The sequence below is a fragment of the Rheinheimera sp. 4Y26 genome (assembly GCF_025245835.1).
GTDB lineage: Bacteria > Pseudomonadota > Gammaproteobacteria > Enterobacterales > Alteromonadaceae > Pararheinheimera.
Genome location: NZ_JAOBWS010000007.1, coordinates 119,495 through 136,312, shown reverse-complemented (window position 1 = coordinate 136,312; position 16,818 = coordinate 119,495). Strand labels below are relative to the sequence as shown.

Genomic DNA, 16,818 nt, shown 5'->3' with positions numbered 1-16,818 from the left:
GCAGCTTAGCTATTTAACATTGGATATTGCCGGGAACAGACGACTTTTTGACGGCAAATTTATGCCCGCTGCTGCCAGCTTAGTGCTGCTCTGGGGTTAACAGCGCCATGATTTGATCCATTTGCCGGATGCCATCTTCATATCCCAGTTCAATCAGGCGGCGGGTAAAGGATTTTTCAAAGAGCAGATAACTGGCGAGACTCGAATCTGAATGTTGTTTAATGCCGATAGTGCGCAATAACGAGCGCACCGCCATTGGCAAAGCCAGAAAATGTTCACTGGCCAGCTGATTAAAATTGGTAGACGGATTAATGAGCAGGCTCTGGATCGGCTTTAGTTCACTTTGGATCTGATGTTCGTTCAGGGTGCGGATGGTTTTATTCACCCTTTCCATCCGCTCCAAATCGGCGGTCAGGGTGTCTGAAAAAATACTGTCCAGTAAATGGCCGGCAATAGTGGATACATTCGGGTGATGTGGCAATTGCTGGGTGGCGTCGTATTTACGCGGTTGTTCCAGGCCAATGATCAGAATTTTATCTGCGCCCAGATGAATAGGGGCACTGAGTGGCGACAACTGATTGACCGAGCCATCGCCATAATAATGCTGGTTAATCCGCACCGACGGCATCACCAGCGGAATAGCAGCTGACGCCATCAGATGATGAATACCCAATAAAGTGCGTTGACCACAACGGCGCGACCTTTGCCATTCTTCGGCATCTCTGGATTGGAAAAAGGTAATTGAATCGCCGCTGTTATAACAGCTGGTGGTCACAGACACACTATCGAGATAACCGCCCATAATGTTGCGGTCCAGCCGTTTTAAATCCAGCAGTTCATTCAGCAGTAATTTCAGCGGTTTGTTATCCAGTAAAGACACCGGTTTATGATTGGCATAATCGGCCTGAAACGCGCTTAAAAAACCGCGCACCAAATGATAAGTGGCACGCAGATAATCGGAATAATACACATGGCTGGTGTGAAAGTTTTTCCACACCCATTCCAGTTTACGCACCCCTAAATGAAAACAGCTGGCATAACAGGCCACTGCGGTGCCGTTAATAGCGCCGGCTGAGGTGCCGCAGACGATCTGAAAAGGTACTTTACTATTTCGTGGATACTGCTGGGCTATGGCTTTGAGCACACCAACCTGATAGGCGGCTCTGGCGCCGCCACCTGTCAGTAACAAGGCAACTTTTTTATTGGTTTTGTGGTTTGTCATACAGCAAAAAAAGACCTGACAACAAGAGGGTATTTGCTAACTATTACTGACTTTATCCGACAAAGCAACGCCGCGCTTTTGATTGTGAATTTATCTGGCTTTTTGTGGTCTTTTTCACCACAACCAAGTACTTAGCCTATCAGAGTCGTGGTAAGGACCCGGTGGATCAGGTAGAGTAAACACAAGATAACAATGCAACTTTTTAGTGTGCGATGGGGGAAATAACATGAGCGAGCAAAAAACCGGACAACAGCCAAAAAACAACAATTGGCTGGCTCCTGTGGTGTTGTTGGCGATCATTGCCGCCAGCGCCTGGTATTTATTAAAGCCAGAGCCGGAACCAGCGCCAAAACCAGTGACTGCCGTTGCACCGCCAGTGGCTGAAACCGCGCCTGCGCCGGTTAAAGAGCCGGAAGATGTGTTAAGCGCAACCGAAGAACCAGTGGATGAAATCAGTGCTCAGGCCGCTGATGCCGGAGTGGACGGACAAACTTTGCCGGCCGAGCAGGAAGTGGTTCCGCTGCCATCATTGCCCGCACTTGATGAGTCAGACGCTTTGGTACAACAGGAATTATTAAAGCTGAACTGGAAACCAGGTTTAGCCGCGCTTTTTGTCAACGAAGAAATGATCCGCCGTTTTGTGGTGCAGGTTGACAACATTGCCCAGGGCCAACTGGTGCCGCAACAAGGCATTTTTAAAGGATTAAAACAGGATTTTAAAGTGGTAAAAAATGGTGCTCAGTATCAGCTTGATAGTGCCAACTATGCCCGTTACAACCTGTATCTGGACCTGCTGGAAAGTGCACCCAAAGAGCAGGTGGTTACGTTGTTTAACCAGCTGTATCCGCTGATGCAGTCGGCATATCAGGAACTGGGTTATCCGGAGCAACAATTCCGCGACAGAGTGCAGCAGGCTATTAAAGTGTTGCTGGCAGCGCCTGAAGTGGCAGACAGCCCGATGTTAGTGCTGGATTCAGTGCAATATTCTTTTGCTGATGCCGAGCTTGAACAGCTGGGTCTTGCCGCTAAACAGATGATAAGGCTGGGTCAGAAAAATCAGCAGCGTTTAAAACTGTTGCTGGCGGCTTATCAGCCACTGCTTGCCAAAAGGTAACAACTGATGCAGCACTGGCCACAACTGCCGGCAATGGCCCCCCGTCACCACAGCGACAGAGCACAGCGTTTTGGCCGCTGGTTATTAACCAAACTCGGCTGGTCAATCCGGGGGGAGCTGCCGGCAGTGCCCAAGTTTGTGGTGGCGGTAGCCCCTCATACCTCCAACTGGGATTTTGTGGTGGCGATGGCGGCCAGTCTGGCGCTTGGTGTAAAAATCTCCTTTTTAGGCAAACACAGTATTTTTGTCTGGCCACTGCGTCATTGGTTATTGCGTTGGGGTGGCATTCCGGTGCGCCGCGACAGTGCTCATGGTGTGGTGACCCAAATAGTGGCGGAGTTTCAACAGCAACCACAGCTGATTTTAGGGGTGGCACCGGAAGGCACCCGGCGTAAAGTCAGCCAATACCGCTCCGGATTCTGGCAAATTGCCAAACAGGCGCAAGTACCTATTCAGCTGTTGGGGCTGGATTTTGCCAGCAAACAACTGGTGTTTGGCCCTGTGATGCTGCCGGGGGAGAGTTTTGAACAGGATTGCGCGCAGATGCGGTTGTTTTTTCAGCAAATGCAGGCAAAAAATCCGGAATTTGCATAATGCCTTGCACAGGCGGCAAGTTTTAAGCATAATGCGCCCGCATTGTCAGCAAGCCCTATGGGCTTTTCTGACGACACTATGGTGGCCTTATTGGTCCTCCCGCAATACTAGTACGTGAACCCGGTCAGGTCCGGAAGGAAGCAGCCGCAGCGTATGACGTATGTGCCGGGATGTGGCTGGTAAGGCTACCACCCAACCCCCTCTGTAACCCTTGTAAAACATCACCCAGATTGTCCAGGTAAAAGCCGTTATTTTTCTGCTTTATTTGTTGTACTGGTCAAAACGAGCTGTCGCTGAAAATCTTTGTGCACTATCGCCAGAGCGGCAAGTACTGTGGCGGGTGGCAGCTGTTGTTGCTCCAATAACATAATCAGATCAACAGCCAGCTGCACTTCGGTGGGCGCCTGCGCCAGCGGCACAGGCTTATTGCTTTCTACAGGTTTAGTTGATTCTTCAGGCTTCAACATCAGTTGCTTGCGGGGCTTGTGGTATTTTTTTATTGTCCGGGCTGTCTAAAAAACTGCGCGCTTTAGCAACAGCTTCCTTGACGCGGGTGACCATCTCAAAACGTTCAGTCTGGGGCAGGTAAAACGCCATATCCACTTCATAACGAATATATTTGCAAGGTAACTGGTTGAGCACAATGCAACATAAATCGGCCAGATATTCACTGTCATGCTCTTCATCCAGCCCCAGTTCCATCAGGTGGTCCAGCATCAGTTTTTCATAATAGTTATGGATATCGTCATGTAGTTTCATTCACTGCTCCCTGGTCAAAGCTTTTGACCGGACTGGTTTTTTTGTTCGGCTAAGCATAAACATTAATGGCTGAAAATGCCACAGCTCCCAAAGCTGACAACAGGGGAAAGCCGCTGCTACAATGCAGGGTCGCAATTAAGGCCATAGGCCGGAACTTCTTGTTATGCAAAAAAATACTACGCCATGTTATTACGGTGATTACCTGCAGCTGGATAAAATTCTGACGGCGCAGGCCACTGAAAGTGCCAAATATGGCACCGAAGCCCATGACGAAACTTTATTTATCATTGTGCACCAGGTGTATGAGCTGTGGTTTAAGCAGGTGCTGCACGAGTTAAAAGCCGTGCTGAGTGTATTTGCCGCCGATGTGGTGAAAGATGAACAACTGACCGGCGTGGTGCATAAGTTAAAACGCATTATCACCATTCAGCAGCTGATGAATCAGCAAATTGGTGTGATGGAAACCATGACACCGCAGGATTTTATGTCGTTTCGCGACTATCTGGTGCCGGCTTCTGGCTTTCAGAGTGTGCAGTTTAAAATGCTGGAAATTGGTCTGGGTTTAAAAAGCGGTTATCGTATCGACTTTGATAAAAACTCGTTTTACAGCCGCCTGAATGAAAAAGACCGTTTGTTTCTGGAAAGTTTAGAGCAACAGCCAAGTTTGTTTGAGCAGGTAGAAAAATGGCTGGAACGCATGCCATTTCTGGAGTTTGGTGATTTCAGCTTCTGGCAGATGTATCAGCACACCACAGCACAGATGCTCAATGAAGACGAGCTGACAGTACGTTCTATTATTCAAATCGCCGAGCATGAACGGCAGATGCAGCTGGATGAAATAGAGAAAACCCGCGCCAAATTTGCCGCCTTGCTCGACAACTCTAAGTATCAGCAATTACAACAGGAAGGCACTTTCAGACTGAGTCAGCGCGCTATGCTGGCGGCACTTTTTATCAGTTTGTATCAGGAAGAGCCGGTATTTAACCTGCCATTCCAGGTGCTGACTTGCCTGACCGAAATTGACGAGCACTTTACCATTTGGCGTTACAAACACGCCATGATGGTGCAGCGGATGTTGGGCACCAAAATTGGCACCGGTGGTTCTTCAGGGCACGATTATTTAAAACGCACTACAGAAAAAAACCGTATTTTCACTGACTTGTTTAATATGGCCACTTTTTTGGTGCCCAAAGCCAGCCTGCCGTTATTGCCTTCAGCGGTGAAACGTCAGCTTGGTTTTTATTTTGCAGGTAGCGAAAACGCCGAGGTTGTGCCTTAAAAAAGTCCTATGGCCCAAAGCCAGCTGATAGCTAAAGTTCGTCAATTAAAAGCCCGGGCCTCTGCCCGGGCTTTTTTCTGTCGGTCAAAGTGTGGTTATTCAGTCAGGCTGAGCTGACGGCGCTTAGCGCCAACACCTGGTCTATTTGATGGGGTAAGTGCCTGCTATCAAATGCGGCTTTAAAAAGTTGCAGGTGCACGGCAGTCAACGCTGTTAAATCACGCTGATAACCACCGCCAATCACAGCGGCCAGCGCAATCTGGCGGTCGCGGCAGCTATTCACGACATAACTGTCGCGCGCCAGCACGGCTTCGGTACTGATATGCAGTAGCCCTAAATCGTCATTTTGATGAATATCCACGCCAGCGTCGTACAACACCAAATCCGGCTGATGTAAAGCCAGCAGATAATCCAGGCTTTGCTGCACAGCTTCCAGATAAGCGCCATCGTCAGTGGCATTGGGCAGCGCCAGATCCCAGTCAGATTGTTGTTTACGCGCCGGAAAATTTTTATCGCCATGCAAAGAGGCTGTAATGATTTGTCGATCAGTTTGGAAAATCAGTGCAGTACCATCGCCCTGATGCACGTCGCAGTCAAAAATCAGAATCTTATCAACGCCTTGTTGCTGCAGCACTTTTGCTGCTATTGCCAAATCATTAAATAAGCAAAAACCGCTGCCTTCGCCGGCAAAAGCATGGTGATAACCGCCGCTTAAATGCAGGGCTAAACCCTGCGCCATGGCGAGTTGGGCGGTTTTGATAGTGCCACCGACCGACTGCAGACTGCGCCGATACAGTTCTGGCGACCAGGGAAAACCGATACGGCGCATTGCTTTGGCATCGATGTGACCCTGTTGTAGTGAATCGATGTAATCCGTCTGATGCACCAGCGCCAGTTGCTGTTCAGTAGCAGGCAGAGCGGCCGTAAAGCAGCTTTGCGGCACGCCCGCCTGTTGCAGAGCCTGATATAAAGCACGGTACTTGCCAATAGGATAACGGTGATTGGGTGGCAGTTGCAGTTCACTGTAACAAGAATGATAAATAAGGGCGGGCCAGTGCATCAGCGTTCTCTTTTTTGTTCCAGCCACTGAATTTCGGCTTCGAGCTGACTGATGGCTTTGCGGCAGCGGCCAAGTCTGGCGTGCAACGCCAGCTGTAGCTCAGGCGCTTGTTGCTGCTGCGCAGCTTCGTGGATCATCTGCAGCAGCCGGCGTTCGAATTCATGGGTTTCGCTGAGTTTTTGATACAAAGCCTGATGAGTGCCGCCAAGTTCTGCCAACAGTTGACCTGCTTTGTGGCGCTGCGGCGCCGTAGCTGCAGTTTTGGCAGCCTTGGCCGGGCGCCATTTACCGTTTTCGCGTTTTCGGATATCCAGACAGGCAAAAGCACGGCTAAGCGCCTGCATTTGTGCGGCCAGTTTAACGGCAAGGCGCTGTTGGTTTTGTTGTTGTATCAACTGATAATCGCCGCTGCTTCGCTGCTGACTTGGTTGCTGTGACCTTTGTTGCAACGAACCTTGCAGCCTTTTTAACAACTGCATTGCTTCCTGCACATAATCAAGCAACTGAGGCGAATGACATTGAAAAAGCTCAGAGTCAAACCAGTCACGGCGTTGCCAGGCCGGTGCTGCTTCATCAATACGACTGGCCTGCTTGGCCAGTTGCAGCAGTTGTTGCTCCAGTGTCGCTAGTTGTGTGGGTTGGCTCATGGGTTGATCCAGGTTTGCCAAATCAGCCGCAATGCAATGGCCATCACCATCAGCATAAACAGCGGTTTAATCAGCTTGCTGCCAAAACGGATGGCGGTATGGGCACCAAAATAAGAGCCAACCATCAGACAAAGCCCCATCGCAATACCAAGTTGGTAATGAATATGGCCGAGCACGGCAAAAGTCACCAAAGCAAAACCATTGGAGACAAAATTCATCGAACGGGCGACACCGCTGGTCAGCAGCAAATTAATTTTATACAGCGCCATAGTCGACACCATCCAGAACGAGCCGGTGCCAGGTCCGGCAATGCCATCGTAAAAACCAAGGCCAAGCCCCTGTAATCTTTGGCTCCAGCGATTCTTAGGGGTGTCTCTTGGCAGTTGCAGCTGATCATCGGCCTGTACTTTGGCAAATAGACTGTAAATGGCGGCAATGAGGATCAGCACCGGCAGCACTTTTTCCAGGGTACTTTTACTGATTTGGTCCACCACCAGCACACCAATACAGGCACCGATGGCGGTGGCAATGAGCGCGTGGCGCCAGTAATAAGGGTCAAACAATTTTTTGCGGTAATAAGTGACAGAAGCGGTTAAAGAACCAAAGGTAGCGGCCAGCTTATTGGTACCAAGCACCAGATGCGGTGGTAAACCAGCAGTCAGCAAAGCCGGCACTGTCAGCAGGCCACCGCCGCCGGCTATAGCGTCAATAAAACCGGCAAGAAAGGCCACACTACACAGTAGCAGCATGACTGTGGGGTCTAATACAAATTCCATGGTTATCCGTCAATCTGTTGGCGAAAAGGCGGCAAGGCTTTGAGCATGGCACTGCCGTATGATTTGGTGACCAAACGCCGGTCCAGGATCACGATCCGGCCCTGATCCTGCTCCTGGCGCAGCAGTCTACCACAGGATTGCACCAGTTTTTTCGCAGCGGCAGGCACTGTCAGTTGCAAAAACGGATTGCCGCCTCTTTTGGTGACTGCTTCGGCCATGGCCTCTTCAAATGGACTGGTCGGTACAGCAAAAGGCAGTTTGGTAATAATCAGATTAGTTAGCAGTTTCCCCGGCAAATCCAGGCCTTCAGAAAAGCTTTGGGTGCCAAATAAGATACTGCCACCACCGCCTTCAATTTTCATTTTGTGTAAATCCAGCAGCGACTGCCGGCTGGCTTCGCCCTGCACCAATAAGGTCCAGTGTTGTTTGCGAAGGGCTGCCGCCACTTGTTCCATTTGCCAGTAAGAGGCAAACAGCACCAGATTGCCCTGACTGTTATCGAGGTATTTGGGCAAGACCTCAATCAGCTCGTCGGTAAATAAATCGGAGGTGGGTTCAGTACGCAGTTTGGGAATATGGATCACACCACGTTCGGCGTATGCAAAAGGCGAATTAACCTGCAAGGTCTGCAAGCCCGGATGATCAGTCAGGCCCAGCTCCCTTTTGGCATAATCAAAGGAATTCAGTGAGGTGAGGGTGGCTGAGCACAATAGCACCGCATGGGCTTTGCTAAATAACAAGTCATCCAGCTGAAAACTGACTGATAGCGGGCAGGCGTGCGCCCTCAGCTGCTGTTCATGGCGGCTTAACCAGCGCGCCTGATTCACGTACGGCTGTTGTGGCACAGACCAGAGCTGCCACAGCTGATGCTGTGCTGTATATTTTTGCTCGAGGTTTTGTAGTTCATGTTGCAGCGGTAACAATTGTTTACTTTTTAGCTTGCCGTCTTTTTGGGCGTCCAGCAGGTGCTGAAACAGTTTTTCGATGCAAGAGAGCAATTTTCCGCTTTGTTCGGCCAGCGTGTCGGCCTGACGCTGAAACAGCTCAGGTAAGACGGCATCGGTAAAACGATAATGTTGCTCTTTGCCAAACCAGTCGTTTTGCTGTTTTTTCAGCTGTTGCTGCAGTGGTTTGATGGTGGCGATAAAATCCTGCGATAAATCGAGCAACTTCAGTGTTTCTTTAATAGCGCTGTGTTGTGGCAGCTGACTTTGCAACTGCTGATACAGCTGCTCACTTTGTTGTTGCCAGGCTGCGCTGTCGAAGTTCAGCGGCGCATCAGCGGAAAAAAAGTCGCGGCCGCTATCGGCCAGGTGATGGGCTTCATCTATCACATAAATACAATCTTCGGGTTTGGGCAAAATGCTGTTGCCCGAGGCTAAATCAGCCAGCAGCAAAGCGTGGTTCACCACCAGCACCTGAGAGCTGTCAATTTCCGCTCTGGCCAGATGAAAAGGGCAGTTGTGATGGGCTCGGTGCTGTTTGTGGCAATAATAACTGTCTGCCTGAATGCTGTACCAGAGTTTGTCTGGCACGGCAAAAGGCAGGCTGTCTTTATCACCGAGCCAACGCCTTTCCTGCCAGGCTGTCGCCAGTTTGGCTAAATCAGCCGGACTGGCTTTATCCAGCCAGGCCGGTAGCAATTCTGGTTGCTGAATTTGCTGATTCAGCCTTTCAATACAGGCATAACGCTGCCGGCCTTTGATCAGCGTAAATTCAAAAGGTAAAGCGGCGTGTTGTTGAAAAAAGGGTAAGTCTTTGTTCACCAGCTGCTCTTGCAGCGCCACAGTGGCGGTGGCGATAACCAGCGTTTTTTTCTTCTCCAGTGCCAAGGGTAAAGCCGCCATCAGATAAGCCAGCGATTTACCTGTGCCTGTGCCTGCTTCAATCAGGCCGATACGATCATAACTGTGGTAACTGCCCGCCACTATATTGGCCATTTCTGCCACCAGCTTGTTTTGTGAAGGCCTGGGCTGATAACCCGGCAGTGCGGCTTTGATTTGTTGGTGAATGGCTTTGATTTGGCTTTTGCTGGCGCTGCTGAGCATAAATACTCTGTATAAATTTACAGTTGCTGCATTGTACAAAGGCAAAACTGGTCAGGCAAATAAGATTTTTGACAGCTTCTCAGCAGGTCTGATCAGTGGGAGTCTGCATAATAGCGAGCTTTGTACTTATTTGTGTACGAATCTGGGTTATTTCTTGATTTTCTAAGCTAAGTGGTTGTTTGCTAAGATTTTTATTTGGCTGTCCTAAAAAAAGTATGTTGGAAGCATCAAAGGGGCAGGCGGAAAAACGCCGTTGAAAGCAGTGGTTGTTTACATTATTGCTGAAAAAAACGTCAGGCTGTCGTATTGCTAACACGAAAAGTTCAATTCATCTGCACTTTTTTTGTAGGAATTTATGTAAAAGCGATTGACCCTCGCAAAAAAATCACCTTATTATCGGGCAGTCCAACTCCGGCAGCTTGCGCGGAGTCGTCAGCAGCAGGCTGCGAACGTGACTTACTACACAACAAAATCACGATAACGTGATCCAGGGAGATAGATAATGTTTAGAAATACCAAAATATCTAACGCAGTGCGCTTAGCTGTAATGTTCGGTGCAGTTGGCACCACAGCAGCTTTTTCTGCAACTACGATGGCAGCTGAAGAAGAAGAAGCCAAAAAAGTTGAACGTATCGAAGTGACTGGTTCTCGGATCAAGCGCACTGACGTCGAAAACGCAAGTCCAATTCTGGTTATGGACCGTGAAGCTATCGACGTATCTGGTCAAATCAGTATCGGTGACATTCTGCAAAAGATCCCTGCTGCTGGTGCTGCGTTAAACACCGCTTTTAACAACGGTGGTAACGGTTCTACCAACATGGACCTGCGTAACTTAGGTTCACAGCGCCTGTTGGTTTTAGTAAACGGCAGACGTTGGGTTTCATCTTTAGGTTCAACTGTTGACTTAAACACTATTCCAACTTCAGCAATTGAACGTGTTGAAGTATTAAAAGACGGCGCTTCTGCATTATATGGTTCTGATGCCATTGCCGGTGTAGTGAACATCATTACACGTAAAGATTTTGAAGGTGTTGAATTATCTTCTTATGTTGGCGAAAACATGAGTGAAGGTGACGGCCGTCAGTACACAGCTGAAATGACTCTGGGTACCAGCACTGACAAAGGCGGTATCCTGTTCAACGCCAACCACACTACACAACAACCAATCTGGGCTGGTGATCGCGAAGTATCATCTGTAGGTTGGAGTTCTACTGGTATGAATACCCGTTTAGGTGTTAGTGCTAACACTTTAAGCGCTGCTAACCAGGCTGCTCTGATTGCCAATGGTTACAAAACTACTACTGCCACATCTGGTCGTTATGACTTAATGACCAAAGAAGGCACTGGCGCTGCAACAGGTCTGGATAAGTTCCGTCAGCGTCAGGCTGGTAACGGTGACAACTATAACTATGCACCTGATAACTACTTAGTAACGCCGCAAAACCGTAACGCATTCTATGTTCAGGGTTACTACAACCTGACTGATGACCTGCGTCTGGTTTCTGACTTTGTGATGACAAACCGTAAATCTGCGCAAGAATTAGCACCAATGCCGGTAACTCTGGGTGCCGCCTTCGGTGCAGCAGCAAGCCGTGTTGATATTCACGCCGACAATATTTACAACCCGTTTAAACAAACATTGTACGGACATGCTTCGCGCGCTTTAGCAGCTGGTTACACTACTTATACACCTTACTCTCTGCAACGCCGTATGGTAGAAGCAGGCCCACGCCGCTATGTGCAAAACGATAATACCTACCGCGGTATGGTCGGCTTAGAAGGTGCCTTCGGTGATTCATCATGGACTTGGGATGCTCACTACATCTACGGCCAGAACTCACAAGATGAAAAAACAACAGGTTTATTAAACCTGACCCGTATCAACGCTGCTTTAGGTGCAAACTGTACTGCGTCAACGAACTGTGTGCCATTAAACTTGTTTGGCGGCCCAGGCACTATCACGCCAGAGATGCTTGATTACATCACCTTTGACAGCATTGCATCATCTGGTAGCGAGTTAAAAGATTACGCCTTTAACACTTCAGGCGAACTGTTTGAACTGCCATCTGGCTTTATGGGCTTAGCTGTTGGTTTTGAACGCCGTGAAGAGAACGGTTATGACAACCCGGATCCGCTGACTGTAACTGGTGAATCATCAGGTAACCAACGTGATGCAACAGCTGGTGGTTTCCGTCTGGACGAAGCTTATGCTGAAGTGTCAATTCCGGTTCTTGAGAACCTGTTAATCAGCCCGGCAGTACGTTTCTCTGACCACAGCTCTTACGGCAGCAACAGCACTGCAAAAGTTGGTGTTGAATTCCGCCCAATCGAAGATTTATTAGTTCGTTCTACCTGGGCTGAAGGTTACCGTGCTCCGTCACTGTCTAACTTATTCGCTGGTAACTCAGATTCTTACACTGGTTTAACTGACCCTTGTAACACTCTGACTGCAGCTGGTGCGCCAATCACTTTAGATTTATCTAAGGTTCCTGGTTGTGCTGGTGTGCCTGCAGGCTACCGTCAGTCAAACCCTCAGATCCGTGTGACGCAACAATCATCACCAGATCTGAAGCCAGAAACTTCAACATCACAAACAGTTGGTTTTGTATACAACCCAAGCTGGTTGGAAGGCGCAGAGCTGACAGTGGACTGGTATGACATTGAAGTTGAAGATTCAATTTCACGTATCGGTGCAGGTATCATCCTTGCTGGTTGTGCAACCGGTGGCCCAGCTTCAGAATTCTGTGGCCTGGTTGACCGTGACTCAAACGGTAACGTTGTAGACTTACGCAACGGTCTGCAGAACCAAGGTACATTACACGTACAAGGTGTAGATACCTACATGGCATACCGTCTGCCAGAAACCTCATTTGGTACTTTCAAGACCTACCTGGACTTCTCATACGTGACTGACAGCGAAATCAGTGACGAAGAGTACGTAGGTGTTCAGTGGGGTGACGCAGGTTATCCTCGTTTGAAAGGCAGCTTCGGTGTTGACTGGATGTTAGGTGACTGGGATGCTCACTACACAGCCCGTTATGTTCACGCGATGAAAGGTTTCTATACCCACGTGTATGGCGACACAGCGGCTGATGGCGTAACTGAGCGTCTGCCAACTTATGTTATCCATGATATTTCAATGGGTTATAACTTAAGTGACTACAATACTAAGTTAACTTTTGGTGTTGAGAACTTGTTTGCCAAAGAGCCTACTCCAGAAGGTATTGATAACAACTATGCTGCCTCTACCAACAACTTCTCTGTAACTGAATACGACGTAAACATGGACCGCTTTGTTTACTTCAGAGCTACTATGAAGTTCTAATCTGAGCTGATAATAAAAAAGCCCCCTCACGGGGGCTTTTTATTTGTTTTTATTAATAAAATTGTCTCCGTTAAACTGACGTTTTTGAGCTGAATTATTATGAATAAACCATTGGAGCCATCAGTTTTTCCGATGTTTGCCACCCCTTTTGCTGTGATTGATTTTCCAAATCCGGAAGAACTAAATATCAAGCTGGAACAATATTTTGATCTGTTGGTATCGCAGGGCGTTAAACACAAAAATCCACGGCCGCAAAACTACGTTCAGGATAATCTGTTTGAGAGTAACTTTGATTTATTTCATTACCCTGACCCGGCAGTACAACAACTCAGACTCTTTGTCTTACAGACAGTGGCATGGGTTATTGCCCGACTGAATGGTTATGATCATGAGCAAATGCAAAAAATTCAGCTGTTTAGTGACGCCTGGTTTCATATCACCGAATTTGGCGGATATTTTTATACCCACAATCACCCTATGGCGTCCTGGTCAGCTGTGTACTGTGTGAATCCTGGTGAAGATGTGGAAGGTAAACCTGATAGCGGGGTTTTAAGATTTCATGATCCAAGGCCGCACTGTAATACCTATCTGGACAGCGGTAATGCAAATCTTTCAGGTGTTTATAATACCTATAGTCATAACTTCAAATTAAAAGGCGGACAATTGATCGTGTTTCCATCCTACCTGCAGCATGAAGTAGCGCCTTTTTTCGGTACAGATCGGCGTATTACTGTTGCAGTGAACTGTTGGACTCAGCGTTACGGTTCTTAAAAAGGCGATTCTGCTATTACAGCAATAGTTTGACTGAGCCAGTGTCAGTGCTTTGTTAGTGATTTTTTCATCAAAGGACCGCTGGCTTTGTTCTCCAACAGCGCTATGTGCGACCTTGAACAATAAAAATGGTCGCTGACGTCATGATTGCATGACCTGTTTTATCTCACACCAGCCGGCTGAGCGACGCCCCACACAGTTGCAACTGTGCTGCTTGTAAGCAAATGGTGCTGGTAGTACTGAAAGCGTTGCCGTCTGTACTCAATATCAAAGCTCAAATTCACTGTTGATTTGCAAATCAGCTTGATGACAGTTGTCCCTCAACCGGGTATGGAAACCGGCAGATAACAGAGCTGCCTTCTTCATTGTTATGCGCTTGATGGAGGAGAAATGTTTTGTCTAAACAGGGCTTAATGCTGAATGTTCCAATCATACTATATGCAGCCCAAACAGCTGATCGCCTGGCAGCTGGGACAGGATGCAGTTAAGTTATCCCGTTAATGCCAGGCAGACTGCAGCATGCATAAGCGGTTAAGTGGCAAACAAGCCACAGTGACAACATCAACGCATTTGTGGTTATGAGCATTCTTTTTCCGGAACAGTCTCAGGCCTGCTTTTTAGCGGCTGAATATAGTTTGTCACAGTGCGCACAGCGCTGGCGTGCCGGATCCTGTTGTAACAAATGCCGTTCAATTCTGCTGTCGCAGTCACAACACAAACCATAAAGCCCCATATCCATTTGGCTCAGCGCCGCCTGAATTGCTTCCAGCCGCCGGGTTTTTGCTTCCAGTTCCGGCGTGAGCCACTGATTCAGTAATTCAGGCCAGTGGCTCAGCGGGTGACTATCAAGTTTCAGTAGCAGGTTGCTGTATCCGGCTTGTTGTCCTTGTTGCAGATACTGATAAATAGCAGCACGTTGTTGCTGAATTTCTTCCAGTAACTGGGCTCTGAGCATTGGAGTCAAAGACTGTGGCATAACAAACCTCAATGGGATTGGGGGCAATAATGGTCTGATTGTGCAGCGTGCAGCAAAATGCTGCTCTGATGCAGATCAAAACTTACTGAAAAAGCATCACTATTATGCTAATTCTGTAGTGCCCTGATGGCGGCGCCAAAGAATTATTGCCAGCCACTGAAATTTTTCGACAGACTGCAGGGTCTTTATCAGAGTAATTGCCGGACAGCTTGTCTGGCATTGATATTGGGTTTTATCATCACGGTTTATCGACAGATCATAAGGAATTTCAACATGAGCATGCTTCATAAAAAAGTTGTTTCTGCGGTAGGTGTTCTGGTTTTGGGCTCTATCAGCAGCACAGCCAGCGCCGGTACCTTTCAGGCGACTGAATTGGCAGCAGGTTATCAGTTGTCGGCCGCTGAAGCGTCCTGCGGTGCTGACAAAGTAAAAACCGACGGTAAAAGCAAAGAAGCCAAGTGTGGCGCCGACAAAGCGGACAAAGCCAAAGAAGGCAAATGTGGTGAAGGCAAATGTGGTGAAGGAAAGTGCGGCGCTGAAAAAATGGCCGACAAAGCAGCCGATAAAGCCACCGACAAAACCAAGGAAGGTAAATGTGGCGAAGGTAAGTGTGGCGAGGGCAAATGTGGTGGTATGAACTAACATGACGCTGTTGTCTGGTGTTGGCCTTGGCTTACGGCGCGAAATGCTGGCGTCTGTCAGTCAGGAAAAATCTGCAGTGATTGATTTTTTTGAAGTAGCACCAGAGAACTGGTTACCTTTTGGCGGGGCGCTGGGAAAGCAGTTTCGCGCCCTGACCGAAAGATATGCTTTTGCCTGTCATGGTTTAAGTTTATCGCTTGGCAGCCCGGATCCGCTGGATCTGGATTTTGTCAAAGCGGTCAAACAATTTCTGCAGCAACACCAAATCAAGCTCTACAGCGAACATTTAAGTTATTGTTCTGCTGGTGGTCATCTGTACGACTTAATGCCTATTCCTTTTACCTTAGCCGCAGCCCGATATACAGCTGAGCGTATTATGCAGGTGCAGGATATTTTGGGTCAGCAGCTGGTGGTGGAGAACGTGTCTTATTATGCGGCGCCGGGCCAGGAAATGTCTGAGCTGGATTTTACGCTGGAAGTGCTGCAGCAAGCCGATTGTGCTTTATTGCTGGACGTTAACAATGTGTATGTGAACAGCGTCAATCATGGCTATAACGCCCGTGAATTTATTGCGGCTTTGCCCTCTGAACGTATTGTTTATGGCCATATTGCCGGCCATTACACAGAGCATGAATCTTTATTAATAGATACCCACGGCAGTGCGGTTTGTGATCCGGTCTGGCAATTGCTGCAGCATGCGTATGACTGCCATGGGGTCTTTGCCACTGTGCTGGAACGTGATTTTAATCTGCCACCCATGCCGGAGTTAGAAGCGGAGCTTTGGCAAATTAAAGCGTGCCAGCAAAGGGCAGGGCAATGAGCAAAGGCAGGTTGATGACAAAAAGCAGCCTTGATTTTCAGGCCGTGCAACAGCAGTTTGCCGCCGCAATCCGCGACCCGGCCAATTCTGCGCCTGACGATATCAGCGTTGAACGTATGGCGGTATACCAGCAGCTGTTTTTTAATAATGTGCAGAATTTTGTTAACAGTGCTTTTCCGGTGTTAAAGTCGCTTTATCCGTCGTCTTTGTGGCAGCAAAAGTTAAGACAGTTTTTTGCGCAAAGCTCGCTTTCCAGCCCTTATTTTCTGGATATTGCCGCAGGCTTTTTTCAGTGGTTCAGCAGTACGCCGCTGAGTTCTGAGGATCCGGTATTTGCTATTGAGCTCGCCCATTATGAATGGCTGGAGCTTTATCTGGCGACCAGTACCATCGAAGATACAACACCCTCGTTAACAACGGTCATGCCAGAGCTGCCACTTCAGTTATCGGCATTGGCATTGGTGCTGTGTTATCAGTATCCGGTGATGCAAATCAGCCCGGATTTTCAGCCCACTGTTGCCGACGGACCTTATTATTTATTGATGTACCGAAACGACACCGATGAAATTAAGTTTGTTAGCCTGAATGAACTCAGCGCCACAGCTTTGCAAATTCTGGCCACTGAACCCGGGTTGTCACTTAATGCGGTACTGACAAAACTGCAGCAGTTATTGCCTGCTGCAGAACCTGCAGCATTGCAGGTTGGCACCGCTGAATTATTCGGCAAATTTGCACGAAAAGGCGTGATCCGAGCTTTCCAAGCGGACTAAAATTCATTACCATAT

The 16,818-nt window shown here is 48.3% G+C and carries 16 protein-coding genes and 1 other RNA gene; 9 read left to right on the top strand and 8 right to left on the bottom strand.

The window, feature by feature from the left end; all coding sequences use genetic code 11:
* Positions 1-79 precede the first annotated feature (79 nt).
* Entirely contained in the window at positions 80-1,222 is a 1,143-nt protein-coding gene (locus tag N3Z11_RS10990) for a patatin-like phospholipase family protein (RefSeq protein ID WP_260657223.1), read from the bottom strand.
* Between the two features lie 226 nt (positions 1,223-1,448).
* Here N3Z11_RS10990 and N3Z11_RS10985 point away from each other — a divergent pair, with 226 nt between their 5' ends.
* From N3Z11_RS10985 to ffs, 3 genes are all read left to right on the top strand, one after another.
* Entirely contained in the window at positions 1,449-2,336 is an 888-nt protein-coding gene (locus tag N3Z11_RS10985; protein ID WP_260657222.1) for a DUF3014 domain-containing protein, read from the top strand.
* 6 nt (positions 2,337-2,342) lie between these two features.
* Positions 2,343-2,930, top strand: a complete 588-nt coding sequence (locus tag N3Z11_RS10980) for a 1-acyl-sn-glycerol-3-phosphate acyltransferase (protein WP_260657221.1) — start codon at positions 2,343-2,345, stop codon at positions 2,928-2,930.
* A gap of 88 nt (positions 2,931-3,018) precedes the next feature.
* An RNA gene (ffs, locus tag N3Z11_RS10975) (signal recognition particle sRNA small type) lies at positions 3,019-3,115 on the top strand.
* 63 nt (positions 3,116-3,178) lie between these two features.
* Here the strand turns inward: ffs and N3Z11_RS10970 are convergent.
* Positions 3,179-3,397, bottom strand: coding sequence for a DUF2496 domain-containing protein (locus N3Z11_RS10970; protein ID WP_260657220.1), 219 nt, complete (start codon positions 3,395-3,397; stop codon positions 3,179-3,181).
* Positions 3,384-3,689 (bottom strand): late competence development ComFB family protein, encoded by a 306-nt coding sequence (locus N3Z11_RS10965; RefSeq protein WP_260657219.1) that lies wholly within the window; start codon positions 3,687-3,689, stop codon positions 3,384-3,386. The genes N3Z11_RS10970 and N3Z11_RS10965 overlap by 14 nt, the downstream gene beginning before the upstream one ends.
* Positions 3,690-3,852: 163 nt before the next feature.
* Between N3Z11_RS10965 and N3Z11_RS10960 the strand changes: the two genes are divergently transcribed.
* Entirely contained in the window at positions 3,853-4,968 is a 1,116-nt protein-coding gene (locus N3Z11_RS10960) for a tryptophan 2,3-dioxygenase (RefSeq protein ID WP_260657218.1), read from the top strand.
* 103 nt (positions 4,969-5,071) lie between these two features.
* On the opposite strand, the gene N3Z11_RS10955 is transcribed toward N3Z11_RS10960, so the two are convergent.
* The 4 genes from N3Z11_RS10955 to dinG are packed head-to-tail and all read right to left on the bottom strand — an operon-like array spanning position 5,072 to position 9,499.
* Positions 5,072-6,028, bottom strand: a complete 957-nt coding sequence (locus N3Z11_RS10955; RefSeq protein ID WP_260657217.1) for a histone deacetylase — start codon at positions 6,026-6,028, stop codon at positions 5,072-5,074.
* Positions 6,028-6,675 carry a primosomal replication protein gene (locus tag N3Z11_RS10950; protein WP_260657216.1) on the bottom strand — a complete coding sequence of 216 codons (648 nt, stop codon included), beginning with the start codon at positions 6,673-6,675 and terminating at the stop codon, positions 6,028-6,030. The genes N3Z11_RS10955 and N3Z11_RS10950 overlap by 1 nt, the downstream gene beginning before the upstream one ends.
* On the bottom strand, positions 6,672-7,451 hold the full coding sequence (locus N3Z11_RS10945; protein WP_260657215.1) for a sulfite exporter TauE/SafE family protein: 780 nt from the start codon (positions 7,449-7,451) through the stop codon (positions 6,672-6,674). The genes N3Z11_RS10950 and N3Z11_RS10945 overlap by 4 nt, the downstream gene beginning before the upstream one ends.
* Before the next feature lie 2 nt (positions 7,452-7,453).
* Positions 7,454-9,499, bottom strand: a complete 2,046-nt coding sequence (gene dinG / locus N3Z11_RS10940) for an ATP-dependent DNA helicase DinG (RefSeq protein WP_260657214.1) — start codon at positions 9,497-9,499, stop codon at positions 7,454-7,456.
* 502 nt (positions 9,500-10,001) lie between these two features.
* Between dinG and N3Z11_RS10935 the strand changes: the two genes are divergently transcribed.
* A complete protein-coding gene (locus tag N3Z11_RS10935) occupies positions 10,002-12,824 on the top strand; it encodes a TonB-dependent receptor plug domain-containing protein (RefSeq protein ID WP_260657213.1) in 2,823 nt (940 codons plus the stop codon).
* A gap of 99 nt (positions 12,825-12,923) precedes the next feature.
* Positions 12,924-13,595, top strand: coding sequence for a 2OG-Fe(II) oxygenase family protein (locus tag N3Z11_RS10930; RefSeq protein ID WP_260657212.1), 672 nt, complete (start codon positions 12,924-12,926; stop codon positions 13,593-13,595).
* A 604-nt stretch (positions 13,596-14,199) separates the two neighbouring features.
* Here the strand turns inward: N3Z11_RS10930 and N3Z11_RS10925 are convergent.
* On the bottom strand, positions 14,200-14,571 hold the full coding sequence (locus tag N3Z11_RS10925) for a hypothetical protein (protein WP_260657211.1): 372 nt from the start codon (positions 14,569-14,571) through the stop codon (positions 14,200-14,202).
* 273 nt (positions 14,572-14,844) lie between these two features.
* Here N3Z11_RS10925 and N3Z11_RS10920 point away from each other — a divergent pair, with 273 nt between their 5' ends.
* Genes N3Z11_RS10920 through N3Z11_RS10910 form a run of 3 tightly spaced genes read left to right on the top strand, consistent with a single transcriptional unit; the run spans position 14,845 to position 16,803 of the window.
* On the top strand, positions 14,845-15,213 hold the full coding sequence (locus N3Z11_RS10920) for a hypothetical protein (RefSeq protein ID WP_260657210.1): 369 nt from the start codon (positions 14,845-14,847) through the stop codon (positions 15,211-15,213).
* 1 nt (position 15,214) lies between these two features.
* Entirely contained in the window at positions 15,215-16,033 is an 819-nt protein-coding gene (locus N3Z11_RS10915) for a DUF692 domain-containing protein (RefSeq protein ID WP_260657209.1), read from the top strand.
* A gap of 14 nt (positions 16,034-16,047) precedes the next feature.
* A complete protein-coding gene (locus N3Z11_RS10910; RefSeq protein WP_260657208.1) occupies positions 16,048-16,803 on the top strand; it encodes a DUF2063 domain-containing protein in 756 nt (251 codons plus the stop codon).
* The last annotated feature ends 15 nt before the right edge of the window (positions 16,804-16,818 follow it).

Coding starts and splice junctions, on each gene's coding strand:
- N3Z11_RS10990 (WP_260657223.1), bottom strand. CDS start 1,222: ATGACAAACCACAAAACCAATAAAAAAGTTGCCTTGTTACTGACAGGT.
- N3Z11_RS10985 (WP_260657222.1), top strand. CDS start 1,449: ATGAGCGAGCAAAAAACCGGACAACAGCCAAAAAACAACAATTGGCTG.
- N3Z11_RS10980 (WP_260657221.1), top strand. CDS start 2,343: ATGCAGCACTGGCCACAACTGCCGGCAATGGCCCCCCGTCACCACAGC.
- N3Z11_RS10970 (WP_260657220.1), bottom strand. CDS start 3,397: ATGTTGAAGCCTGAAGAATCAACTAAACCTGTAGAAAGCAATAAGCCT.
- N3Z11_RS10965 (WP_260657219.1), bottom strand. CDS start 3,689: ATGAAACTACATGACGATATCCATAACTATTATGAAAAACTGATGCTG.
- N3Z11_RS10960 (WP_260657218.1), top strand. CDS start 3,853: ATGCAAAAAAATACTACGCCATGTTATTACGGTGATTACCTGCAGCTG.
- N3Z11_RS10955 (WP_260657217.1), bottom strand. CDS start 6,028: ATGCACTGGCCCGCCCTTATTTATCATTCTTGTTACAGTGAACTGCAA.
- N3Z11_RS10950 (WP_260657216.1), bottom strand. CDS start 6,675: ATGAGCCAACCCACACAACTAGCGACACTGGAGCAACAACTGCTGCAA.
- N3Z11_RS10945 (WP_260657215.1), bottom strand. CDS start 7,451: ATGGAATTTGTATTAGACCCCACAGTCATGCTGCTACTGTGTAGTGTG.
- dinG (WP_260657214.1), bottom strand. CDS start 9,499: ATGCTCAGCAGCGCCAGCAAAAGCCAAATCAAAGCCATTCACCAACAA.
- N3Z11_RS10935 (WP_260657213.1), top strand. CDS start 10,002: ATGTTTAGAAATACCAAAATATCTAACGCAGTGCGCTTAGCTGTAATG.
- N3Z11_RS10930 (WP_260657212.1), top strand. CDS start 12,924: ATGAATAAACCATTGGAGCCATCAGTTTTTCCGATGTTTGCCACCCCT.
- N3Z11_RS10925 (WP_260657211.1), bottom strand. CDS start 14,571: ATGCCACAGTCTTTGACTCCAATGCTCAGAGCCCAGTTACTGGAAGAA.
- N3Z11_RS10920 (WP_260657210.1), top strand. CDS start 14,845: ATGAGCATGCTTCATAAAAAAGTTGTTTCTGCGGTAGGTGTTCTGGTT.
- N3Z11_RS10915 (WP_260657209.1), top strand. CDS start 15,215: ATGACGCTGTTGTCTGGTGTTGGCCTTGGCTTACGGCGCGAAATGCTG.
- N3Z11_RS10910 (WP_260657208.1), top strand. CDS start 16,048: ATGACAAAAAGCAGCCTTGATTTTCAGGCCGTGCAACAGCAGTTTGCC.